This is a genomic window from Neobacillus sp. FW104-15D2 (genome assembly GCF_058790155.1).
The window spans coordinates 21,756-44,537 of record NZ_JBYTCJ010000019.1; the positions used below are offsets into that span (position 1 = coordinate 21,756).

Genomic DNA, 22,782 nt, shown 5'->3' on the forward strand with positions numbered 1-22,782 from the left:
ACTGCCAATAACGGGGGCTTTTTTCTTATATAGGAAGATCAGAAAGAACAAATGTCAAATTGACAAAAGAGGGGAATAGGTTGCAGATACGAAAATTATTAGTTGGTTTTTTTTCTGTTCTCTTACTAATCCTAACAGGATGTTCAAACGGAGTAAATCCCGATGACCAATACATTGAAGTTCAAAAGCGTGTAGGTAAGGAAAGTAATTTTGAAGAAGTTAGAAAAATTACAGATAGAAAAGAAGTTCTTAATGTTAGAGAAATTTTAAACGAAACGAAATGGGTATACGCAAAAAGAGATACCCTTCAACCGCCTGACTATCGTTTTAGTTTCCAATCTAAAGACCCTAGAATTCAAGCAGATGCAGTATTACACCGAGTTTGGATTACTCCTGATAAAAACAGATTGGTGATTGTTCGAGGTGAGAATCAATATGCTCAATTAACAAAAAAACAATCAGCGATATTACTTCAAATTTTAACAAAAGGGAATTCAGAAGGACACCTTCAGGAAAAAATGATGTATGTTGGTTTAGGTTTATTATTATTTTGCTTTATACTTTATTATTTTATTTTTAACCCCCAAAAAACGCTTATTAAAAAATAATAACATAAAATGATTCACTTAAATTAATGGAGGGGGCAAGTGATTAAGAGTGGAGCTGTCATTCATGCAGCTTTTCTAATGGGTCTGTTTAGTAGAAGAAGCAGAAAATTAAAGCTTTAGAGATCCTCTGCCTTCCAAAGCTCTTTCATAACATTATAACTTTTTAACTTGCTCAATTTTTAATCCAAAAATTTGAGGTGGATTAATTTCATTCATTTGTAAATATGTAGAGATTTGTCCGCGATGATGGATTTCATGTTCTGGAATTGCCATTAGTATTCTCCACACACTAACTTCATGACCATGAAGGGTTAAAACCTTTTTTGTTAATACATCATTGCCAATTTTTAAAAGACCCTCTGTTAGTTTAATCTGACATGCCTCTATATAATTAGAAATATCCTCAAGTGAAGCACCCTTACCAGTGTCATGTCCTGTGTATGTCCACGTTCCATTTTCAAATACACCAAGAAACATCAATCGAGAGGATGCTATATGTCTCAATAAATCTCCTGTAGAAAATTTATCTTCAGAAGGCTTCCAATCTAAGAGTTCATTAGGTATTGCTTTCACATATTGCATCGTTCGTTTATGAATACCATCTAAATATCTTACATATTCCTTTATATCATGAATCAAGTTATCACTCTCCCATTTTTCTGACTTTTATTACTTATATTCTTATCATTTGTAAATAATCCTTTAAATTGTAGGCTTCATATTAAGTTATACATTGCGTTGATTCAAGAAGGATTACCCCACTTTTTTGTAGAGCTAATGGGGCAGATGTCGGGGAGAGGAATCGCATTAATAGATATAGAATAGGATGGAATCTTGATTACTTATAGGGGATACATAATGAGCAATCATAAAAAAGAATTTTTACATGCGGGACTGAAAAAATACAAAAATTGAGGTGAAAATCGTGTGAAAAAGTTTACTCTAATTATTTTATCGTCCATTCTTCTATCTTTTGTGCTAAATGGGTGCCAACAGCAAGCGTCAAACGCAAGAAAAGAGCAAAATGTAAAGAAAGCAAATAGTAATGAAACACAGTCATTAGAAGTCAGGGAGGCTGTTTGGATCCAACTTACAAAAAAGGAAAAAGAGCATATAGTAGGAACTTGGAAGGATGCAAGTGTTCAGAAAATAACACTTAGGAAGACAATGGGAAACATTAAAGACAAAACATATATAGGAAAAGAAGTTTATCTTGTGGATTTTCCTTCGAACGATAATCCATCATTAGGCGGGGTTGCAGTTTATGCAGATATAGCATCACATCGTTTAATTGGATTTGGATACAGAGAATAAAATGATAAATGACCAATTCTTTTCCGAGAAAAAAATTTGTCAACTAATGCGAGCAAAAGGTGAAGAAGGAATTTAATAGAATAAAAGTGAACTACTTTTTTATAAGTTTTTAGATTGGGAGATCAGGATAAAATGGAAAATTTAATTTTAAATTTAAATTTAATACCAATATTGAGAATCCTCAGCCTTGTACTCTTTATCATTTTCACTATCTTGACAGCTTTTGAACTTATAAAATTAGCACTTTATTATCATAAAAGGAAAGAAGCCTGGGTGAAAGAAGAGGATTATTATAAAAGATCCAGGAAATCAATGATCTACTATTTCTGTTTTGGAATATCAGCCATTCTGTATGGCTTGTTTAAAGGGTTATAGGTAGAACCATCAATCTGTTTTTTATTGGGAGACATAGTAGAGGAGATGAACAAGATGTTGCTATGACAGCAGCATCTTTTTTCATCTTGAGCTACCGGGACAGTTTAATAAAACCCCTTAACTAAGCCTATCCATCTTGGCACTTTTCCATCAAAAAGGGCAAATATAGTATGACAATCAGGACTCGATTAAATATAAAGAAATCGCTGTTTCATATTTTCAATGGTGGTTGGTTTTCTAAGTTGGTCCATTAGTCCAGTTATGAAAAGGATGGCTTTGTTAGCATTATAGCTTTTGAACGATTGTAATTACCGTAATAAAGGGGATTGGAAAGAAAAACATTTCTCTTTGTTTTGTTGCAAATACAACAAAATTATTATAATATATATTTATTATTTTAAATCCCAACAAAATGATGGAGTTGCATTGATGAACGAAATTCTACGTGAAATTGGAATGATTTCCAGGGCATTAGATTCTATAAGCAATATAGAATTTAAAGAATATGACCTTACAAAAGGACAATATTTGTACGTTGTGCGAATATGTGAAAACCATGGAATTATTCAGGAAAAGTTAGCTGAAATGATAAAAGTAGACCGAACAACGGCAGCTCGTGCCATAAAAAAACTTGTAATGAATGGTTTTATTGAAAGGAAAGAAGATCAACAAAACAAAAAAATAAAAAAGCTCTTTCCAACAGAGAAAGGGAAAAAGATTTATCCTTTTATAAAACAAGAAAATGAACATTCCAACGTAGTTGCATTAGCTGGATTTTCCGAAACAGAAGTAGAAACCCTTTTTAATTTTCTCCAAAGAGTTAGAAAAAATATCGAGATAGACTGGGAATTTGTCAAAAAGGGAAACAAGAGGAATTATTGATTTTATATAGGGAGAGACATATAAAAATGACTATAAATATAAAAAGGTGCACAAGTGAAGATTTACATACACTACAAGAAATAAGTTATGAGACATTTAATGACACATTTAAGAATCAAAACTCACCCGAAAATATGAACGCCTATTTGGATAGAGCATTTAACTTAAAACAATTAGAAAAAGAATTATCCAATATTTCTTCGGAATTCTTTTTTGTTTATTTTAATAATGAAGTTGCTGGTTATTTAAAGGTCAATACCAATGATGCACAGTCTGAAGATATGAGTGATGAATCCCTTGAAATCGAAAGGATTTATATAAAAAACAAATTTCAAAAACTTGGGCTTGGTAAATATCTGTTAAAAAAAGCGATGGAAATTGCAAAGGTACGTAATAAAAAGAAAATCTGGCTCGGCGTATGGGAAAAAAATGAAAATGCGATTGCCTTTTATCATAAATTGGGGTTTGTTCAAACAGGTGCCCACTCTTTTTATATGGGGGATGAAGAACAGATAGACTTGATAATGACTAAAACACTCGCTCACTGATACAAAAATTAAAGGAGGGAACTGTATATTCACAGTTCTTTTAAGATTGACTAAAGTATCGGGTGCTTTACACCAATAAGGAGTAAAGCTTTTTTTGTTGTTCCACTAACGTGACAGTTTGGAGGAGTAATTATAAACCAAAGTTGGATAAAAATGTTATTATCAGGGAAATAATAGGGAGGGATACAAATTGGAACTTTTCATTAATTTTTGGCCTTTACTTTTAGTTGTATTGGGTGTTCTAAATTACATTTATTTGGCTAAAGATATATTATCGACCTCGATACTTTTATTTCTTAGTGTTATATTTACGGTATTTTATCTCTATAAAAATAAATATATGATTTCCCTATTATCCATCGGAATTGTTATTTGTTTAATAGGTTTATTCTCTTATTTGGTTAATGTGGGTATATAATGTAATCTGATTTTTCTAAAGTAATGAAGACAGGGTTACAAGATTGGGTTGCTACGGCAGCCCTTTTCCTTGTTAGACTAACGGTGCAGATTAGATGGAATTGCTGACACTTATTATGGTAAGCGAAGGAAATAAAATCGAAGCAAAAGAGCTGTTTTATCCTCAGAATTAAATAGGCAAATACATATCTCCGTGATTCCGTTCGCTGCTCATTTAGTTCATTCCCAACAACCAGAGATATACACTCAGACGTTAGAAGAGTTTATTAAAAGTAGTTAACCTGATAGATTCCTAACTTAGAGAATTATCTTTTTCAAATACCATGAAATGTTTTTAAAAAAGGGAAGAACGCCCAGTTCATCAATTCATGATCTGGGAACTTTCCTCACTTAGTGTATAAATAATCCTTGTTAGTATGTCTTTGGACTGATACACACATTCCATTCCCTACTGTAACTCTCTTTAAAAGCTAGAATTAGTTGTTCGAAAATCTTTTACTTGACCAAGACATAAGTTCCATAAGCAGGGCGACCAAAATACCTACTAACAAACCATTGGACAAAAGTGGTTGGATCAGTGCGGGAATGGTAGCGAACGCTTCTTTAGGCATATTCATAATCGCCATGCCAAGTAAAGACGGAATAGCGATTCGGTATCCAGTTTTTGGTGTAAAACGCAAGCCTTCAATATTTCTTAAAGCAGAAAGAAACAATTGGCAATAGGCAACAAATAAGATAGTGTTCCCAACTTGTTGGGGTATGGTTGAAAAAAATGAGATAAACTGAGGAACTATCCCTAAAACAATGAACATAACCGAACCAAGGAAAAACGGTAATCGTTCTCGAATCCCCGTAGATTGTAAGAAACCTAATGATGAAGCATATGGCGCATAAGGAACAAGTCCAAAAAAGCCTGAGATAGATGTGAGTGCTCCAGATAGAATGAGGGAGAACTTATACTGTTTAGTTGAAGTTTCCTTTTGATAAATGTTTTCTACGCCCTTCAAGGTTGCAATAGTATTGGAGGTATTTAATAATCCTGTAATAACCACCGTAAATACAATTCCCCCTATAAAAGTCGGAGCTCCCAAAGGAAACCAGGTAAGATGCGCGTGTGGTGTAAAGGTAGCCGTCAATTCTGCTGGAAACAACCATGTTGAGGCAAGCCAGCCAATAGTCATTCCTATTAATAGGGCTAAATTGCTTAGGATTCCCTTTCCTTTTATATTTACGATAATCGTAAAAGCTGCAAGGAGAATGGAAAAACATGCAATGCCTAAATTGATATGATTTCCAGTATTTAACCCTAACATCCCTTTTAGGAATGTGAAAATTAACTGATTGGCTAGAAGCAACAAGAAAACAAACATAACAATAGGTGTGAACCACTTTTTCAATAAACCAGCCAGACCAAATAGGCCTAACAGAGATACTAAGAGACCTGATAGAATGGAACCAACCGCTATACTTCCCCCTATGACCGCCACATTTAAATGTAACGTATCAGCCATGGCTGCTATATTTAGGATGACTCCCCACCACAATCCCGATTGACCTTCCATAATGGAAAGCCGATGTCCAATCCAGCCTTGTAAAACGCAAGCCACTCCAGTCAAAATAAAGGATTGTTGAAGGGCGGTAACAATTTCCGAACCATCCAGATTGAAGGCAGTTCCTATAGATATAGGGATGACAACAGTATTGGCAAACATAAAGAAAAGCCACTGAAATCCCCCTAATAAAACGAAAACATTTTGTTTCATGACCATAAACTCCCTTTTCTAACTGCAAACTTAACAAAGGCTTGTATATCTTCAACACTTTATTATTATCAGTATACAAAATATACATCCTTAAGAAAAACAAGAGAATCCGAATCCAACACACTTGTTTAGTGCCATAAATAATTTTTAATTCCAGATTTCATTGTTTCTGGCTTTTTTTGCATATGGGGAAGGTTCTCAATAAGAGAAATATCTGTTATTTGGTATTAGACCATCATCTATTATTCATATAATGATGTAGGAAAAGAGGAAAGAAGATATCTTTCTAGGGAAATCTTCATCTTGACAAGATGCCTTTTTCGAATCATAATTTCAGAAATGATAAAATTGATAATGGTAAGGGATTAGTAAATCTAGGGAACATGATAGAGAGTGGAACCCACGGGCTGGAAGGTTCCTCATGCGAAGAAGATTGAACCTGCCCTATTAAGCTGTTTATGCAAACATAAACCGTTTTCCCTCGTTACGGGAGTAGAGTGGATGCTTTGGCATCAATGAAGGTGGTACCGCGGAACGATTTTTCCGTCCTTTTTAGTTAAGGACAGAAGAGTCGTTTTTTATTTTATATAGAAAGGTACGAACGAGATGAAAAAACAGCGAATTGTTGTGAAAATAGGAAGCAGTTCCCTTACCACTGATTCAGGGACCTTATCTGAGAAAAAAATGCGCGAGCATATTGAAGCTATTGCCTTTTTAAAGCAGCAGGGACATGAATTGATTCTCATTTCTTCCGGGGCTGTAGCAGCCGGATTTGGATCGCTTGGTTACCCGGCCCGTCCGCAAACAGTAGCTGGAAAACAGGCAGCAGCAGCAGTTGGTCAAGGCCTTTTAATGCAAGCTTATATTTCCCTTTTTAAAGACTTTCGTATTGTACCTGCGCAAATGCTGTTAACACGTGAAGACTTTTACAGCGAAGAACGGTTTCGCAACCTTTATTCTGCCATGACAGAGCTGCTTGAGAGGGGAGTCTTGCCGATAATTAATGAAAATGACTCCGTTTCAATCGAGGAGTTAACCTTTGGGGACAATGACATGCTTTCCGCCCTCGTCAGCGGGTTTTTGCATGCGAACGCGCTCATTATTCTCACTGATATAAATGGACTCTATGATGGCAATCCGAAAGTATTGAAAGAAGCTAAAAAGTTTCATTTTATTTCTGACATTACAGATGAACTTTTAGGTGTTGCAGGCGAAAGCGGTTCTTCAGTCGGAACGGGCGGGATGAAGTCAAAGCTGTTGGCTGCAAAAAGAGCACTATCCCTCGGAGTTAAAGTTTTTGTTGGCAAGGGAGAAGGCAAGGAGAAGCTAGTTGACATTTTAAAGGGTAAAGGTGATGGAACTTACATCGGCGGATCCTTCCAAACTCAAATGCAAATGAAAAAGCAATGGATTGCCCATCACTCTCATGTTTCTGGCATCATTGAGATTGACGAAGGAGCGGAAAAAGCCGTTGTTCAAAAAGGCAAAAGTCTTCTTCCTGTTGGAATTACCAAAGTAACTGGTGTGTTTAAGGCCCTGGATGTGGTAGTGGTCCACAATCAAAAAGGGAAGATTGTCGGCAGGGGGCAAATTTATTATTCCTCTGAGGATTTGCAAAAAGTAAAAGGTCTTCCTAGCGATCAAGCCCAAACTTATTCCATTAATCGAAGAGCAGAAGTTATCCATCGAGACAACTGGGTAACAATGTCAAAGGAGAGGACTTTAATATGAATGAGTTACTTATAAAAGCAAAGAAATTAAAGCATACAGTTAAAACATTAGGAATGCTGACAACAGAGGAAAAGAATAAAGCTTTAGCTAAAATGGCTGATCATATTCTAACTAAAAAAGACTTTATTTTAAGAGAGAATGCCATAGACATTCAATTAGGAAAAGAAAACGGCTTGTCTCCTGCCTTTTTGGATCGATTACTCTTAACAGAAGAAAGAATTGGGCAAATAGTGGATGGTCTTCACCAGGTAGTCACATTGGAGGATCCGATTGGTGAAACAATTGAAGCGTGGGAAAGACCGAATGGTTTGCACATCCAAACCATAAGAGTCCCTCTCGGTGTAATTGGAATGGTCTATGAAGCACGTCCCAATGTAACGGTAGATGCGGCAAGTCTATGTTTGAAGGCAGGCAATTCGGTTCTTTTAAGAGGAAGCGCCTCTGCACTTCATTCCAATAAGGCACTTGTCCAGGTAATGGGCGAAGCGCTTAAGGGAACTGCCATCCCGTCTGATGCCATTCAACTCTTAGAAGATACGAGCCGAGAAACAGCTTCAGAAATGTTTAAACTAAATGGATATATTGATGTGCTTATTCCGCGTGGCGGGGCAGGCTTAATTCAAACAATTATTCAAAATGCAACTGTGCCGGTCCTTGAAACAGGAGTTGGTAATTGCCATGTATATGTTGATGAAACCGCATTGGAGAAAATGGCCATTGATATTGTGATCAACGCCAAAACACATCGTCCCTCAGTTTGTAATGCGGCTGAGACGCTCCTTATAAATAAGAACTGGCCTTATGCTTCAAAACTATTGCATGCTCTTTCAGAAAAAGGGGTTGAGTTACGCGGCGACGAAACATTATCTTCCACTTATTCATTTGTAAAACAAGCCACAGAGGAAGATTGGCATATGGAGTATTTGACGACCATTTTAGCTGTTAAACTTGTAAACGGCGTGAAAGAAGCGATTGAACATATTGACAAATACGGCACAAAACATTCAGAGGCTATCATAAGTGAAACCGGTCAAAATGTCGATTTATTTTTGCAGGCTGTTGATGCAGCAGTGGTGTACCATAATGCCTCAACTCGTTTCACAGACGGAGAGCAATTCGGATATGGGGCAGAAATCGGGATCAGTACGCAAAAGCTGCATGCACGCGGACCAATGGGCGTTCGGGCAATCACTACCACAAAAGCGGTTGTGCGCGGAACAGGACAAATACGCTCTTAAAAATGGGATTTATGGTGGGTAAGACACATGCAGTGATCTTTGAGCCAAAGACGAATCATTGGATTTGGTTAAATGGCCAATCATTTTTCCTTAAGCTATGGGATGCTCGAATTAAAATAATGATAAATGCTCACCTGGTAATAAAATGTTCATTTTCTGGCCGCGTTTTATACAAACTGTCCAGCCAGCATACATCCTAGAGTCCCGGCACTCTGTAATTTCCTTGGCATAAAAATTGCAGACATATGGGTGGGAGGGATAAATAGATGAATGTTCAAGAATGTAAAGCGATTGTCACAGGCGGAGCTTCTGGTCTAGGGGGAGCAACTGTAAGAAGGATTGTAAAAAATGGAGGACAGGCAGTTATTTTAGATCTTTCAGAGGAGCTCGGTGGTGCGCTTGTCGAGGAACTTGGCGCTGCTGTTTCCTTTGTTAAGACAGACGTAACGAAGGAAGATGATGTTGTGGCAGCACTTGAAGCAGCAGTGAGCAGGCTGGGTGCGATTAATACAGTTGTGAACTGTGCCGGTATCGGTATTGCTGAAAAGGTTCTTGGAAAAAAAGGGCCTCACAGCCTCAACCTTTTCACTAAGGTCATTTCCGTTAACCTGATTGGTACCTTTAATGTCTGCCGTCTTGCAGCTGAAAAAATGATTGAGAACATCGAAAATCCTACAGGTGAAAGAGGAGTCATAATTAATACGGCTTCAGTTGCGGCATTTGAAGGACAGATTGGCCAGGCAGCATACAGTGCCTCTAAAGGTGGTGTTGTTGGGTTAACGATGCCGCTTGCACGTGAATTTGCAAGGTATGGAGTACGGGTCATGACGATCGCGCCCGGCCTTTTCCATACACCCATGTTTGAATCTTTACCGGAGGAGGCGAGAGCGGCACTCGGTAAAATGGTTCCATTCCCATCACGGCTTGGTTTTCCAGAAGAGTACGCTCAGCTTGTTCAATCCATTGTAGAAAATCCGATGCTGAACGGAGAAACCATCCGCCTGGATGGAGCCATCAGAATGCAACCTAAATAATGATTAGAAAAATGACGTGTTTACAGCACGTCATTTTCTTTTTATATAGTGAGAAAATATTATTTTAAAAATTAAATTTATATAGTAAAGATGATAATAGTGATATATTCTAAAACTATCATATTTTGAAAACTATCATTTCAACTAGGAGTAAACCGATGCTTTTAGACTACATTTTTAATCTCTCTATTTTCTCCTTGATGGTTAGTACACCATTAGTGATTCGTTCGTACCTTCATTATAATCCGATAAAACATTGGCGTCTTTGGGCCGGGTTATATGCTGGAATTGTCTCCGCTATTCTTGTACGATTATCCATTCAGGAGGAAGGTTATTCATATGATATACGCTACGCCATTCTTATTTTAGTTTTTGCTTTCCTTGGGCCATCTGCAGGGCTAATTACCGGCAGTATCGCCCTGATAACAAGATTGATGGAAAGTGAAAATTGGCTGCCGGCTATTGTGGGATGGATTATTATCATGATCTCTTTTACATTAATCAATAAATATATATCAAACTATAGACCACTAAGAAAAAGTATCATATTTTTAGTTTCCTATATATTTATTTATGTTATTACCGTCCCTATCATTTTCCACGTTTTTAGGGATAATCCTATCTTTCACCTGAAATATCTATTGTTTATTATGCTGGGGGTAATTACTGGCGGATTACTCATTGAGTCCTATGCAAAGCTGCATAGAACAATCGTTTTGAAAAAGAAAATGGAGAAGACATTGGCAGACAGTGAATCAAAGTACAGGCTTATAGCGGAGAATACATCTGATCTTATAATGGTTATGGATAAGGAGAAGTCCATAAGTTATTATTCTCCATCTCATGAGGCGGTATTAGGATATAAAGGATCTGAAATTAAAGGCGTAGAGTTATGCCGGTTAATCCATCCTGATGATGTCGAAATCTTTCGTAATACCATTCAACAGATATTTGATAATAATGAGTCACTTTCGATGGAATTTCGTTTTCAGCACAAAGCGGGGTATTGGCTGGAGTTTGAATCACGCTGCATGCCCGTAACGGGTTTAGACAATTCCATAGAGCATATCGTTATCATTAGCAGGGATATATCTGAACGAAAAAAGTCAGAAGAAATACTCTTGCAATCTGAGAAACTATCCATTGTTGGAGAGCTCGCTGCAGGAATTGCACATGAAATACGAAACCCTCTTACGACAATAAAAGGATTTGTTCAAATATATAAAGATGAAAATAGTTCATTTCAATTTAGTGATTTAATCCTTAGTGAGCTGGAACGAATTGAAACGATTACAAGTGAAATGCTTTCCTTAGGAAAACCGCAGGCTATAAAAATGAGCCGTGGAAATTTACGGGAATTAATTGAAAGTACCGTCGAATTACTATTTCCTCAAGCCCGTTTGAACGATATTCAATTCGTAACGAATTATGAAAAAAACCATTTTTTTATTAATTGTGAAAAAAATCAAATAAGACAGGTTTTCCTTAATATTATCAAGAATGCCATGGAGGCAATGAAGGATGGCGGGAAAATTCAAATTCAATTAAGAAAAGAGTCAGAAGGTCACTGTGTCCTTCGTATCCAGGACGAGGGGTGCGGCATCCCGGAAGAGTTACTGCCTCGCTTGGGGGAACCTTTTTATACCTTGAAGGAAAAGGGAACTGGGCTGGGATTAATGATCTGCCATAAAATTATTAAACAACACAAAGGGAAGATACATTATCAAAGTAAGCTGAATGAAGGGACACTCGTGGAGATTACCTTTCCATTAGTGCATTAAGAATTTACTTCATTCATACAACAAAAAGACCAGGAAAATTATATTCCCCTGGTCTTTTTTGTATTACACTATGCCAATTTTAATGTTATCTATAATTGTCATGAAGAGGCTGGAATAAGTCCTCTTCGGTCTTTCTCACCATTGAAAAATGGTCGACATTGTAATGGCCATGAAGGACTTTGTTATGGTGACCAATAATTTGTTCATCTGATAGTATGGTGGTACTAGTTGTTGAATGTCCGTCTTCCACAAGTGTAACATCAAATCCACTTACGGTCGCAGCCCTTACAGCCGTATCAATGCAGTGCTCTGTTTTGCAACCCATTATAACTAGATGTTCAACTTGGTTCTTTTTAAGTTCCTCTAATAATGGTGTCCCATAGAAGGAATTCGTGGCTTTTTTATCAAATATTTTAGCAGAAGAGGGAACTTTGATCTCTTGATGAATTTCAAATCCCATGCCTTTGCCCACCGCAACATCCAGGTCGCGTACGAATACTACCAAGTGACCCAACTCTATAGCTTTTCCTAAAACAGTATTAATATTGTTAAGAAGTTCATCTTTTTTGAATACACTTTGCTCAGTCTTATTACCTTCAATCAATTCTTGTTGAGCATCAATAATTAATAACGCTTGGTTCAATAAAAAAACTCCTTTACTTTAGAATGAAGAACCTGGCCACCGCTTAGGTAAAGTAATTTTCATAAAAACCGCCCCCTTTAAATGTTCTAATAAAAGGTATTCGCAATTAAATCACAAAGTCCTGCGGGCAATCCAGTTTTTTTGCTCTACCCTGAAATTGTATTAGCATCAGCGAGAGTAAATATTACCATTCCAGAACAGGATCAACAGCTATATTTAAAAATGGAAATTTTAAACGGGATCTAACTTACAGAGAAGAGAGCGGGCAGAAAAAAAAGAAATTAAAAAGACGCTGCCGAAGCAGCATCTTTATTGTGTATTATAGTCAATAAAAAGGGGCCTTTTAAAAACTATAAAGTAATAATAATCGGACCATTTTTTGTAAGGATTATGGTGTGTTCACATTGGGCTACAAAGCTGTTTTCAGTAACGTAAGTCCATTCATCATCTTCGTATTGAAAAACTTCCTCTTCACGGGTTGATATGAATGGTTCAAAAGCGATAACCATTCCTTCTTTTAGGAGCTCGTCATCCCAAGTTTCATTAAAATTATAGATATGATCAGGTGCCTCATGTATGGTCCGTCCAATTCCATGCCCAGTAAGATTCATGATAACAGTTAGCCCATTTTTCCTTGCAGTAGCAACCACTGCTTTGCCAAGTCCGCTTTTCTTAGAACCGGGCTTCGCTTTTTTTAAACCTGCTTCAAAGGCTTCAACAGCAGTCTCGCAAACTTTTGTTAAAATGGGATCTCCTTTACCAACCACAAAAGAAATGCCAGTGTCGGCAAAATAACCATTTTTGGAGCCTGAAACATCCACATTTACTATATCGCCTTCATTTATCACACGGCTGCCTGGAATACCGTGTGCCACTTCTTCATTGACACTAATACAGGTGTATCCAGGGAAATTGTATTCTCCCATCGGGGCAGAAATCGCACCATGCTGTTCAAAAAGCTTACCGGCTATTTCATCCAGTTCCTTTGTTGTAATACCGGGAACTGTCCTTTGTTTTAATTCCTCGCGAATCAAGGAAACAATTCTTCCAATTTCTTTTAATCCGTTAAAATCTTCTTCTGTCTTAGCTATCATGATTAATTCCCTTCCAATATCATTTGAATTTATTTTATTAGATTATCCCTTTTTAGAATGAAAATCCAATTTTTACACTTTCCTAGAAACATTCTTCGATAAATGAATCCAAAGAAAATGGGAAACCTAAAAAAGGAGGGTATGCATATTCGTTTATCATGGTTCAATAAGGAAATTTGATGAGTTTAATAAATATATCGTCGTACAAAACTTAAGTGACAATATATCAAAACGATTGGGTTTTGGTTCACTTCTGATATCCATTCCGCAAAGACTTTTGCAATCGGAACTGATACGGTTATTCAAAAATCGGATACGGAATTTTGAGAGGATGGGGAAACCAAAAGTAGTCCAAATAGATAAGGAAGTAAGAGGATTACTACATCATTTAGGTATGATGTATTAAAGCCCTGTAAAGTGGAATAACCGATGTTTACTTTTAATAAATAGAGCTTTTAGAATTGTTTTTGCCATCGGCTCTTTCTCACTATGGATGCTGACCTTATTTAAAAAGGAAACATATTTGGAGTAACTGATAGCTTTGCAAGTGGTCTTATTTTTTCTTCAGATACCCACTCATCTCTAATTCCGCCTTGTTTGAAAATATGCTTTAAGAAAAAATAAATCGTACCATTTGTCCATATATCTCCTACACCATCATTATTCATTGAAAAAAAATAAAAACGGTTTATTCCTATGTTTGTAGGTACAGTCAAATAAAGGTTTCTAATAGAACCTACATATCTTTTTCTATTTTTAACTGCAAAAGATAACGACCATATGCCGTCAGATGCAGCAAAAACAGCTTTAATTGGTTTACCATTAAATACTATCTCTTGGTTCAAAACGATCAATTAGGAACTATTAGAGCCATGTACTAATACATTTTATTCTCAATTACGGATTGCAGACATATTTTTCAGGAATATAACTTCACTCTTTACTAATAATAAAGATAAAAAACAAAGGTGTGAGAACCAATGAACCATCATCCCGCCATGACAGCATCCGAAGTAGCTGCTTTGTGGAACGCATATATGCAAAACACAATGGCAAACAGTATTATTAAGCATTTTGCTGCCGTTAACGAAGATGAGGATAATTTTCAACTAATACAAAACACTCTTAACACTTGCGAGTTTGTTGTTAGCGGGGCAAGGACGATATTTGAAAATGACCACCACGCTATTCCTGTTGGCTTTACAGATGAAGACATAAATCTGAAAGTTTCCCGGATTTATTCAGACCTGTTCACTCTAAGGTATATTAAATATATGGCTGCTTTTGGAGTATCTTCTGCTGCAGCTATGCTGGAACTTTTGGCGAGGGAAGATGTAAGACAATATTTTACCGAGGTTACACAGAAATTTTTAGATCTTTATAATGATGCCACGGAACTTCTTTTGAAAAAGGGGGCGTACATTCGTTCTCCAACTATGCCTCCAATGGAGAAAACAGAATATCTGCAGAATGAATCATTCTTATCTGGTTTATTGGGTAAACATCGTCCCTTAACGGCAATAGAACTTTCCCATATTTGTAAAAATTCAGAAACAAATTCTATTGGTAGAACATTCCTTATAGGGTTTGCCCAGATCGCACAATTACCAGAAGTAAGAGATTACATGGATAGGGGCTCACAGATAGCTGAAAAGCAGGAAACCGTATTTAGAGAAATTTTGTTAAATGATGGAATGCCTTTACCTAGCACCTGGGATTCCACCGTTTCTAAATCCACTGACTCTCCTTTTTCTGACAAACTAATGATGTATCACACCATTCAGTTGAATATGATTAGTGTTACTGCATATGGGGCCTCAATTGCAGGAAGTATGAGAATGGATTTAGGAGGTCATTATACCAGGTTGATGGCTGAAATCCTGCAATATTCAAACGATGGAATAAAATTTATGATTGAAAAAGGGTGGATTGAACAACCCCCACAAAACGTTGATAGGGATGCATTAAAAAATAGACAGTAAATATAAATTCAAAGGGAAGACTGTCATTACGCTTTTTAGTTTAACTTTGTTGTTGAAAAAAATATGTCAAATAAAGGAGTTGCGGCAGCAGCTCTTTTTTTCTTTTTGGGCACGGGGCAGGTAAACTCAATAATAAAATTTCTAAAATGACATAGAACTAGATAGAAATGTTCATTTTCTGTAATAAAGCAATTAAACATTTAATAAATTGTTTGAAAGAAATCCATAAATTAATTTTATTACTTCCCTTAAAGCAGAAGAACTAACAATAATCAATGGGTGCTTAATGAATGGATAATTGAGTCAATTCTGAATGTGATTTTAGTCTTTAGCCAATACAACTCGATTAGTAGTCTTAAAATATTGAGTGAGCTATTTGTTGGATAAACATCTGGGAAGGAAGTTATTCAATGAACCAAAATTTACACCGTCAAGCCGGTCTGTTATTTATTCTTGGATCTTTGTTGCTCTTTATTCCTTACATTACCCTTACATTTATATTTGATTACCCCGCTATTTTAAGAAAGCCGGTAGATAATATATTAACCAGTTTTCATAATGGAGGAACACTATTGATCTTCGTTTGGTGGGTGTTTTCACTTGCTGGACTTCCCATTTTTGGGGCTGTCATTTATTTAAGAAGAATCATCGGTGAGGAATATCAAAATGTAAGAGTTGCAACATATTTTATGATCATTGGAGGAATAACACAGATCATAGGATTATTAAGGTGGGTATTTGTCATTCCAATTATGGCTGATTATTACGCTAATCATTCCCATATATCCAAGGAAACCATTTCCCTTTTATTCCTTGTGGTTCATCAATATGGTGGAGTCATTCTTGGAGAGCATTTGGGACAATTGTTCACGATTATATGGACTTTGACTGTTTGTTTCCATTTCATCAAATCCAAAACAATGCATCCAGTCATCAATGGGTTCGGAATTATTGCCTCCGCTATTTATCTTTTCGGACAAACAGAACTATTTGCCACTGTCATCCCCAGTTTCCTTGTTATCGGGTGGGCGGCTCCAATCGGCAGCACACTTTGGCTTTTTTGGATGATCATACTGGGATTTGCTCTCATACAAAATAGGCAACTTCATAAAAAAAATTTTAATCATTAAACCAATTTGTAAGTTTCTTAAATTATGTAAAGGAATCTTTCCTACACGGGATTGCAGTCGGCAATTCCTTTTCTTATTGACTAAAAGTGCCTCATTCCTGTACTATGTGAAAATAGAGTTTGAAATATTTGGTAGAATGAGACTGTTTTTTGACTTGAGCTGAAGAGGATATGGAGATCATTTCTATTATAGATACGAAACAGAGCGCTTACTTTTCACATAACGATCTTAAAATAGTAACATTGATCGCTAAACGTAAACTTGATATTTAATGCTCAATTACAGTGCTAATCGATATATTTTGATTGGCATTTTTTAATTTAACACACCAATTCTTATTAAAAATTAAAGTTACGGTGGCTTGAGTTTAATTAGACATACAAAGGGACCAATAATTAATCTGTCTTTTTACTTTAGTTAAAAATCTGCAAATGTTCTTTAACAAAGCGTAAACATAAAAGGAGGGCGGAGATTCCTCCCTGCCCTGATACTTAACTACTCGTTCATAGAATCGCTTTGATTGCCCGCATTACGGTTCTTAGCCGCAGCATTGTTATCCCCGCCAGCTTCTTCGCCAACTTGGTTACCAAGCGCACCGCCTGCAAGACCTCCTGCAACAGTACCAAGCGGTCCAAAAATAGAACCTACCATAGCGCCCGCAGCACCGCCGCCAACAGTTCCAACCGCTTCACCAGCGCCACCGCTGCCTTGGTTAGTAGCTTGGTTACCACCTTGGTTAGTAGCTTGGTTGTCACCTTGGTTAGTAGCTTGGTTGTCACCTTGATTTTCATTTCCACCGTATTGATTGCGTTCGTTATTTTGAGTCATCTAGTTCACTCCTTTGATTGTAATGGGGAAGATGTGAAGCCTTGTTTGTATCATTCCCACAACATAATTTGCCCCATCGCAATATTTTTACACCCCTTTATATAGGATTTCCTTATATAACCTACTGAGGCAAAATCAATGTTATTTCTACGCGTTAAATGTTTTGATCTTTTTTTAATTGTATAGGGGTTGCTGCAGCAGCTCATCTTTGATTTTTAGATAACGTGGCAGGGTTTATAGTAAAGTCGTCCTTTTTCTGTTTTTAAAGATACTTTTTGAATGTTTCAAGTACCTCCTGAATAAGAAGACGACTTTAAAAAAGAAGCTTACAATGTTCATCAAAGTAGTAGCTGCCTTCTCGTAAACTTTTAATTTGGAGGATGATAGGACAATAATATTGCTTCTGTTTGCCGAAATGTTTGTAGATTTCTTTATACATTAATGGAAAAAGCAAATTGAAGATCAAATCATCAAGAAATATAATTCATTTTTATTTAGGGTTTCGGCTTTGATGGATGAAAAAGAGAAAAGAGATAAGCTTGCATACATTCCAGGTTTCTCTAATTATCAACAATTAAGGAATTCTTAATAAGCTAATTTGTGCTTATTTAAAGTGAAGGAGTTGCAGAAGCAGCTCTATTTTTTATTGAGCTTACGGGTCAGTTTCGAAAAAAAAAACAAGTTATAACGATTGTCCATTCCAAACTCAATCATCTTGCATAATATAATTTTACGATATTAAATTTTATACGAGGTGATTTTAATGGGAGGAAAAAAAAGAGCGAAGTCCTCAAAAAGCCATTCACACTGTTGCTTTGAACCATTTATTAGTCCCAACCCTATTACTACATTCAATCCAGTTTCCCGTTTTCCTAAAATTAGTAAAAAAGCATTTATTAGTCAGTTCTCTAGTGTTATTGGAGATGTTAGGATTAGAAAAAATGTTTATGTAGCACCTAATGTAAGTATACGTGCAGATGAAGGAACCCCTTTTTATATAGGTTCTAATACAAATATCCAGGATGGAGTAATATTACATGGTTTATTAAACCAAAGGGTTTTGGTAGGAGAAAAAAGATATTCCATATTTATTGGAAATACGGTGAGCATTGCTCATGGAGCTCTTATTCATGGTCCATGTTATATTGGTGACAACGTATTTGTTGGATTTAAATCAATTGTTTATAATGCAATTGTAGGAAATGGTGTATTTATCTCTTATAATGCAGTAGTGACAAATGGAGTACAAATTGCACCAAATAGATTCGTGCCACCCGGTGCCAATATTGACTCTCAGCAAAAAGCTGATGCACTTGGGCCAGTCCCAAATGATTTTAAGGAATTCGCACATGAAGTTCAAAGAGTAAATCAGGAGTTCCCTGCATCTTATCAGATATTATTTGGGAAGCATCGTTGTTCTTGTGGACTTGCCTATGACCAACATTAAAATTTTTTAAGAGGCATTTTTAATTCGAATTTAAAGCTGTCAAAGTGACAGCTTTTCTTTTGTTTCAACGGAACAATAAAGTGGAAAAGTATATTCAAACTTGGTAAAAATAACCCTTATCTAGCAATATATAGGAGAGGTATCATACCAGATATTTGAAAGGCAATTTTGAACTTTAGGATTTCTTTTTGGATGAATAGGGTGTTGATCCAACAGGGAGCAATGCCTTTCTAGTTGTTGAAATCATTATTCCGTAATTAACCTCTCTGTTCAAAAAAATTCCGCAGACACAAGAGACACATAGTTCCATAAAATCAAAAAGAAAGTTATTGTATTAATAAAAAATTTCTCTTGTTTTTCAAGGGGAAAGTTATTTTATATCCCAGTACATAGATGAACTGAATATGGTGAGCGGAATATCTTTCTCAAAAACGGTAATGTATGTAGTATAGAATTTGGTAAACTCTCTAATGTTTGCAAATGAATAAGGTATGAAAGGTAAGATATGATGAAAAGGTTAGCTGTCTTCTTTGTTAGTATATTGCTTATCTTTATAACCGCATGCGGTCGAGATCAAATAAAGGTGAGCCTTTTTACACCAAAAACATATACCCCTGGAGAAGTGTCGCAGGTAAAAGTTAAAGTATTTAACAATAAAGGCAAACCAATAACAGGTGCTAAAATTAGTGTTATTTTTAACATGCAAGGGATGAGTATGAAACATGGAAATGTTTCGATGGCACCTAAGGAAAGCGGAAATGGATTGTACATTGGCAACGCCAATTTGCAAATGGAAGGGGATTATACCGCGGTGATTAAAGTCGAACAAAATGGGGATAAATTTGAACAAGAAAAGCGATTTTCTATCATAAGGAAACCCTAACTTGCTATGAATTTAAATAATACCATGATCGTGAATTGCACCTTGGGGGTATTTTTGTATTGGATGGTGGAAATGATTTTTATAGGCAAAATAAAAGCACTTACAAAGACATCCTTTTTTTAGTTGATTTTGTAAGTTACTTTTTTATCCGTCTTTCGAGGAATATTTCAAAGAAGTATATTAAATTTCGGTTTACAATTCATTATGTTTTGAAAATGTTGGATTCATTTATGCGGGAACCAACCCATTTTTGGAATAAATTTTATTTAGACCGAAAAAAGGGTATTCCTTTTTTTGTGAACTCTCCTGATGAAAATTTTGTAGGTTACTTTAAAAATAATTTACTCAAATCAGGAAAAGTCCTTGAATTAGGTTGTGGTCCTGGACGGAATGTAATTTTCTTAGCAAAAAAAGGATGTACAGTTGATGCAGTTGACTTATCTCGAGAAACCATTAAATGGGCTAGGGAGCGTGCAATCGAAAGGGATGTGAATGTAAATTTTATTGAAGCAAACATATTTGACTTAGAAATCGATGAAGAAGTTTATGATATTGTTTATGATTTCGGCTGCTTTCACCATATAGCACCCCACATAAGAATAAGTATTTAAATTTAGTGAATAAAGCGTTAAAACCAAATGGTTTCTTTGCACTAACTTGTTTTGTTCCGAATGGAGAGTTAAGGGGGAGCGGAGATCTCAAGATTGGGAAGTATATAGATTGCTCAGCTTAAAAGGAGGATTGGGTTATTCAGAGGAAAAATTAGTTTCGATCTTTAAAGATTTTCGGAAAATCAAATTTAAAAAATGAAAGAAGTAAACCCACCAAGTGACGTATTTGGGGTAAAAGGTTTAATAATAACTGCTCAATATATATTAGCTCAAGTACCTGGTGCATTGGTCCAAGAAGGATTAATGCATTTTTTTGTTGAAATTTCTTATGGACTATAATCGGATTGTTAAAAATTCTGGGGGGAGTATATATTAAGAACATTTGGCATCCTTAATAGGAAGAGTTTGTCCTCAATAAGACTTATTAAGAACTTATGACTCCTAAAAGTGCAGTCGTATGTTCTCAACAAGGAATATAAAGGGAATTAAGTCATTCAAATCAAAGATTTTTTCAAAAAAAGGTTCATGAAGAACTTTCTGCATCCAGAAAAGGATGAGTTTGTCCTCAATAAGACTTATTAAGAACATTTGACTACTAAAAGTGCAGTCGTATGTTCTTAAGGAGGAATGTAAAGGGAATTCGATTCATGAAATCAAGGGCTCTATCAAGGCAGGGATATTTTATGTCTAAAAGGAACGATACTTCTCCGTTCCCATTTACCAAAGCGATCTTTCTTTACTATCAAACGAATAAATATAAGGCATTGTTAGAATCAAACAAACCCAAAGAATTACTATGAGTGAGTTTAATGCAAAATTTGGGATATTAAATATCTGTAATCCAAATGATACGAAGAGGCAAAGGAGAGAAAGGTAACTAACTTTATTTCGAAATTTTGAACTTGGATACAACTTGGTTTTACAATTTGGACACCCTATGACTTGGTTAAATTTCCATAGTCTTTTAAAAATGGAAATCCACTTAAATTGATGATTGCAATTTGAACATTTTGGTAGACTCATTGAATTTTACCTCCTATAAGGTTAATTTTACCATTAAAATTTAATCTTTTACAGTGATATACGACCGTTTATTTTTAGCAAGATCAGGTTTTCTTATTTCCTCTTTTTTGTTAATATAGGATAAATTAGTCAAGGGGTAAATACATGAAAAAAATAAAAGCTTTCTTGAAAATAGAATCAGACTTTTTAAGGGATACAGTCCTTCTGCTTTTTTCTTTGAGCGTTGGCAGCGCTATGTTTTTTTATTCAGAACTTGCCTATAAATTGAAAGGTGCTCTTTTCATTATTTTTTCTTTCGTGATGGTGGGAAGCATTATAAAAGAGTTTAAGAGAATAATGAAGATATTAAATCAAAAAAGATAAAAAATATTTTTTGCAATATGCTTTTAGGTGGCAGTGGGATTTTAATTTTTCTTATAAAACGGGGTGAACAACATGGCCTTTATACTCTTTATTATTTTTTATTATAATTAGTTTTCGACTAGTAAAGTATAAGAGCCTAAACAAACCTCCTGTTACATATAACGACTATTTAAAATTATACGGGGATTCTAGAGTAAATCCTTTTAATAAAAAGAAATCTATTAAAATTTTAAAAGAAGCTTTAGAAGCAAATCATCATTTTTTAGATTTTGAAAAGAAAGGCATAATGCTTGAACTTGGGCTCCTATATGGAACTTTGAAAGAATATGAAAAAGCCATTCATTATCTGGACCAGGCGTTTTTGGATTTTAACGAACGAATAAAATATCATTCCAATTTAATCACTGCTCTAAAAATTTACCTTTTAGCAAATGAAACACAAAAAGCTCAATGCATTTTTGAGAATCTATTAAAATTGGAAAAATATGATCCAAAAAATAAGAAGTTATTGTAAATTAAAGATGAGATTTTTCAAAGTTAAACCTTATATTGATAGTTTAGGAACAGAATTAGAAATGATTATCCTAACTATTAAGGTTGGTCAAGGAAGACCCAGCATGAGCGAAAATCAACAGTAATGTTTAACAGCGCCATATTCATAGTAGTTATTAAATGGAATTAGATTTCATATTTGGTATAATGCTAGAAAGAGTTAATAGGAAAGGTGAGAGAAGATGAAATCGATTGTTAACAAAAAAGATGTCGAGAACTTTCTAAGCCATTTCAAGGATGTTGCTGATTATGATTATGAAGGTAAAAAGTATTACTTCGTATTTGAGGATGTAACAAGGAATGGCGATTGGACTTTGATGTTTTACGATACAGAAGACCAATGGACGATTCACGGCAAAGGACTTGACTATTGCGACCTAAGTGAAAAGGAATTCGTAAAGGAAGAACTAGTTAACTTCCTCTATAAAAACAGGAAATATGTAAATAAAGAAATTAAAAAGAAAAATAAAGTATTGGTTTAAAATTTTAGTCCACTCGCTGGTTATACGGCGAGTGTTTTTTTATTTTGATGACA

General features: G+C 35.5%; 21 protein-coding genes, 1 pseudogene and 1 other annotated feature. Of the genes and pseudogenes, 15 read left to right on the forward strand and 7 right to left on the reverse strand.

Annotated features, from left to right (window positions below; translation table 11 throughout):
- Window positions 1-80: 80 nt before the first annotated feature.
- Window positions 81-608, forward strand: a complete 528-nt coding sequence (locus tag AC3WR0_RS15415) for a YhfM domain-containing protein (RefSeq protein WP_492553140.1) — start codon at window positions 81-83, stop codon at window positions 606-608.
- A gap of 153 nt (window positions 609-761) precedes the next feature.
- Here the strand turns inward: AC3WR0_RS15415 and AC3WR0_RS15420 are convergent, their stop codons facing one another.
- Complete coding sequence (locus AC3WR0_RS15420; protein WP_492553141.1) at window positions 762-1,247, reverse strand: DinB family protein; 486 nt, start codon at window positions 1,245-1,247, stop codon at window positions 762-764.
- Between the two features lie 288 nt (window positions 1,248-1,535).
- Between AC3WR0_RS15420 and AC3WR0_RS15425 the strand changes: the two genes are divergently transcribed.
- The 3 genes from AC3WR0_RS15425 (at window position 1,536) to paiA (ending at window position 3,727) form a co-directional block, all read left to right on the forward strand.
- Window positions 1,536-1,922, forward strand: a complete 387-nt coding sequence (locus AC3WR0_RS15425; RefSeq protein ID WP_492553142.1) for a hypothetical protein — start codon at window positions 1,536-1,538, stop codon at window positions 1,920-1,922.
- Window positions 1,923-2,726: 804 nt separating this feature from the next.
- A complete protein-coding gene (locus AC3WR0_RS15430; protein WP_492553217.1) occupies window positions 2,727-3,179 on the forward strand; it encodes a MarR family winged helix-turn-helix transcriptional regulator in 453 nt (150 codons plus the stop codon).
- Window positions 3,180-3,205: 26 nt separating this feature from the next.
- On the forward strand, window positions 3,206-3,727 hold the full coding sequence (gene paiA, locus AC3WR0_RS15435; protein ID WP_492553143.1) for a spermidine/spermine N(1)-acetyltransferase: 522 nt from the start codon (window positions 3,206-3,208) through the stop codon (window positions 3,725-3,727).
- A gap of 893 nt (window positions 3,728-4,620) precedes the next feature.
- Here the strand turns inward: paiA and AC3WR0_RS15440 are convergent.
- Window positions 4,621-5,907 (reverse strand): uracil/xanthine transporter, encoded by a 1,287-nt coding sequence (locus AC3WR0_RS15440; RefSeq protein WP_492553144.1) that lies wholly within the window; start codon window positions 5,905-5,907, stop codon window positions 4,621-4,623.
- 342 nt (window positions 5,908-6,249) lie between these two features.
- Window positions 6,250-6,461: a binding site (T-box leader), on the forward strand.
- Between the two features lie 52 nt (window positions 6,462-6,513).
- Between AC3WR0_RS15440 and proB the strand changes: the two genes are divergently transcribed.
- From proB to AC3WR0_RS15460, 4 genes are all read left to right on the forward strand, one after another.
- On the forward strand, window positions 6,514-7,638 hold the full coding sequence (gene proB / locus AC3WR0_RS15445; protein WP_492553145.1) for a glutamate 5-kinase: 1,125 nt from the start codon (window positions 6,514-6,516) through the stop codon (window positions 7,636-7,638).
- Window positions 7,635-8,876: a glutamate-5-semialdehyde dehydrogenase gene (locus tag AC3WR0_RS15450; RefSeq protein ID WP_492553146.1), complete on the forward strand. Its 1,242-nt coding sequence runs from the start codon at window positions 7,635-7,637 to the stop codon at window positions 8,874-8,876. Before proB ends, AC3WR0_RS15450 begins: the two co-directional genes overlap by 4 nt.
- Before the next feature lie 266 nt (window positions 8,877-9,142).
- Complete coding sequence (locus AC3WR0_RS15455) at window positions 9,143-9,910, forward strand: 3-hydroxyacyl-CoA dehydrogenase (protein WP_492553147.1); 768 nt, start codon at window positions 9,143-9,145, stop codon at window positions 9,908-9,910.
- Between the two features lie 158 nt (window positions 9,911-10,068).
- On the forward strand, window positions 10,069-11,691 hold the full coding sequence (locus AC3WR0_RS15460; RefSeq protein ID WP_492553148.1) for an ATP-binding protein: 1,623 nt from the start codon (window positions 10,069-10,071) through the stop codon (window positions 11,689-11,691).
- Between the two features lie 85 nt (window positions 11,692-11,776).
- Here AC3WR0_RS15460 and AC3WR0_RS15465 read toward each other — a convergent pair whose 3' ends face one another.
- From AC3WR0_RS15465 to AC3WR0_RS15475, 3 genes are all read right to left on the reverse strand, one after another.
- On the reverse strand, window positions 11,777-12,334 hold the full coding sequence (locus tag AC3WR0_RS15465) for an isochorismatase family protein (RefSeq protein ID WP_492553149.1): 558 nt from the start codon (window positions 12,332-12,334) through the stop codon (window positions 11,777-11,779).
- A gap of 350 nt (window positions 12,335-12,684) precedes the next feature.
- Window positions 12,685-13,428 (reverse strand): type I methionyl aminopeptidase, encoded by a 744-nt coding sequence (map, locus tag AC3WR0_RS15470; RefSeq protein WP_492553150.1) that lies wholly within the window; start codon window positions 13,426-13,428, stop codon window positions 12,685-12,687.
- Window positions 13,429-13,934: 506 nt separating this feature from the next.
- Window positions 13,935-14,282, reverse strand: a complete 348-nt coding sequence (locus AC3WR0_RS15475; RefSeq protein ID WP_492553151.1) for a hypothetical protein — start codon at window positions 14,280-14,282, stop codon at window positions 13,935-13,937.
- 126 nt (window positions 14,283-14,408) lie between these two features.
- Between AC3WR0_RS15475 and AC3WR0_RS15480 the strand changes: the two genes are divergently transcribed.
- Window positions 14,409-15,410 (forward strand): DUF3231 family protein, encoded by a 1,002-nt coding sequence (locus tag AC3WR0_RS15480; protein WP_492553152.1) that lies wholly within the window; start codon window positions 14,409-14,411, stop codon window positions 15,408-15,410.
- A 410-nt stretch (window positions 15,411-15,820) separates the two neighbouring features.
- Window positions 15,821-16,540 carry a DUF4386 domain-containing protein gene (locus AC3WR0_RS15485; RefSeq protein WP_492553153.1) on the forward strand — a complete coding sequence of 240 codons (720 nt, stop codon included), beginning with the start codon at window positions 15,821-15,823 and terminating at the stop codon, window positions 16,538-16,540.
- A gap of 495 nt (window positions 16,541-17,035) precedes the next feature.
- Here AC3WR0_RS15485 and AC3WR0_RS15490 read toward each other — a convergent pair whose 3' ends face one another.
- Entirely contained in the window at window positions 17,036-17,368 is a 333-nt protein-coding gene (locus tag AC3WR0_RS15490; protein WP_492553154.1) for a hypothetical protein, read from the reverse strand.
- 763 nt (window positions 17,369-18,131) lie between these two features.
- Between AC3WR0_RS15490 and AC3WR0_RS15495 the strand changes: the two genes are divergently transcribed.
- The 3 genes and pseudogenes from AC3WR0_RS15495 to AC3WR0_RS15505 form a co-directional block, all read left to right on the forward strand.
- Complete coding sequence (locus tag AC3WR0_RS15495) at window positions 18,132-18,815, forward strand: LbetaH domain-containing protein (RefSeq protein ID WP_492553155.1); 684 nt, start codon at window positions 18,132-18,134, stop codon at window positions 18,813-18,815.
- A 505-nt stretch (window positions 18,816-19,320) separates the two neighbouring features.
- Entirely contained in the window at window positions 19,321-19,698 is a 378-nt protein-coding gene (locus tag AC3WR0_RS15500) for a FixH family protein (RefSeq protein WP_492553156.1), read from the forward strand.
- A gap of 215 nt (window positions 19,699-19,913) precedes the next feature.
- Window positions 19,914-20,552, forward strand: a pseudogene (locus AC3WR0_RS15505) (class I SAM-dependent methyltransferase); the annotation flags it as partial.
- Between the two features lie 474 nt (window positions 20,553-21,026).
- Here the strand turns inward: AC3WR0_RS15505 and AC3WR0_RS15510 are convergent.
- Complete coding sequence (locus tag AC3WR0_RS15510; RefSeq protein WP_492553157.1) at window positions 21,027-21,332, reverse strand: TIGR04104 family putative zinc finger protein; 306 nt, start codon at window positions 21,330-21,332, stop codon at window positions 21,027-21,029.
- Between the two features lie 144 nt (window positions 21,333-21,476).
- Between AC3WR0_RS15510 and AC3WR0_RS15515 the strand changes: the two genes are divergently transcribed.
- Together AC3WR0_RS15515 and AC3WR0_RS15520 are read left to right on the forward strand one after the other, a co-directional pair.
- On the forward strand, window positions 21,477-21,695 hold the full coding sequence (locus AC3WR0_RS15515; protein ID WP_492553158.1) for a hypothetical protein: 219 nt from the start codon (window positions 21,477-21,479) through the stop codon (window positions 21,693-21,695).
- A gap of 734 nt (window positions 21,696-22,429) precedes the next feature.
- Window positions 22,430-22,729, forward strand: a complete 300-nt coding sequence (locus tag AC3WR0_RS15520; RefSeq protein ID WP_492553159.1) for a hypothetical protein — start codon at window positions 22,430-22,432, stop codon at window positions 22,727-22,729.
- Window positions 22,730-22,782: the final 53 nt, after the last annotated feature.

Excerpts from the sequence above, each read along its gene's own strand:
- AC3WR0_RS15430 (WP_492553217.1), top strand. The coding sequence starts at position 2,727 with ATGAACGAAATTCTACGTGAAATTGGAATGATTTCCAGGGCATTAGAT.
- paiA (WP_492553143.1), top strand. The coding sequence starts at position 3,206 with ATGACTATAAATATAAAAAGGTGCACAAGTGAAGATTTACATACACTA.
- AC3WR0_RS15440 (WP_492553144.1), bottom strand. The coding sequence starts at position 5,907 with ATGAAACAAAATGTTTTCGTTTTATTAGGGGGATTTCAGTGGCTTTTC.
- proB (WP_492553145.1), top strand. The coding sequence starts at position 6,514 with ATGAAAAAACAGCGAATTGTTGTGAAAATAGGAAGCAGTTCCCTTACC.
- AC3WR0_RS15450 (WP_492553146.1), top strand. The coding sequence starts at position 7,635 with ATGAATGAGTTACTTATAAAAGCAAAGAAATTAAAGCATACAGTTAAA.
- AC3WR0_RS15455 (WP_492553147.1), top strand. The coding sequence starts at position 9,143 with ATGAATGTTCAAGAATGTAAAGCGATTGTCACAGGCGGAGCTTCTGGT.
- AC3WR0_RS15460 (WP_492553148.1), top strand. The coding sequence starts at position 10,069 with ATGCTTTTAGACTACATTTTTAATCTCTCTATTTTCTCCTTGATGGTT.
- map (WP_492553150.1), bottom strand. The coding sequence starts at position 13,428 with ATGATAGCTAAGACAGAAGAAGATTTTAACGGATTAAAAGAAATTGGA.
- AC3WR0_RS15480 (WP_492553152.1), top strand. The coding sequence starts at position 14,409 with ATGAACCATCATCCCGCCATGACAGCATCCGAAGTAGCTGCTTTGTGG.
- AC3WR0_RS15485 (WP_492553153.1), top strand. The coding sequence starts at position 15,821 with ATGAACCAAAATTTACACCGTCAAGCCGGTCTGTTATTTATTCTTGGA.
- AC3WR0_RS15490 (WP_492553154.1), bottom strand. The coding sequence starts at position 17,368 with ATGACTCAAAATAACGAACGCAATCAATACGGTGGAAATGAAAATCAA.
- AC3WR0_RS15495 (WP_492553155.1), top strand. The coding sequence starts at position 18,132 with ATGGGAGGAAAAAAAAGAGCGAAGTCCTCAAAAAGCCATTCACACTGT.
- AC3WR0_RS15500 (WP_492553156.1), top strand. The coding sequence starts at position 19,321 with ATGATGAAAAGGTTAGCTGTCTTCTTTGTTAGTATATTGCTTATCTTT.
- AC3WR0_RS15510 (WP_492553157.1), bottom strand. The coding sequence starts at position 21,332 with ATGAGTCTACCAAAATGTTCAAATTGCAATCATCAATTTAAGTGGATT.
- AC3WR0_RS15515 (WP_492553158.1), top strand. The coding sequence starts at position 21,477 with ATGAAAAAAATAAAAGCTTTCTTGAAAATAGAATCAGACTTTTTAAGG.
- AC3WR0_RS15520 (WP_492553159.1), top strand. The coding sequence starts at position 22,430 with ATGAAATCGATTGTTAACAAAAAAGATGTCGAGAACTTTCTAAGCCAT.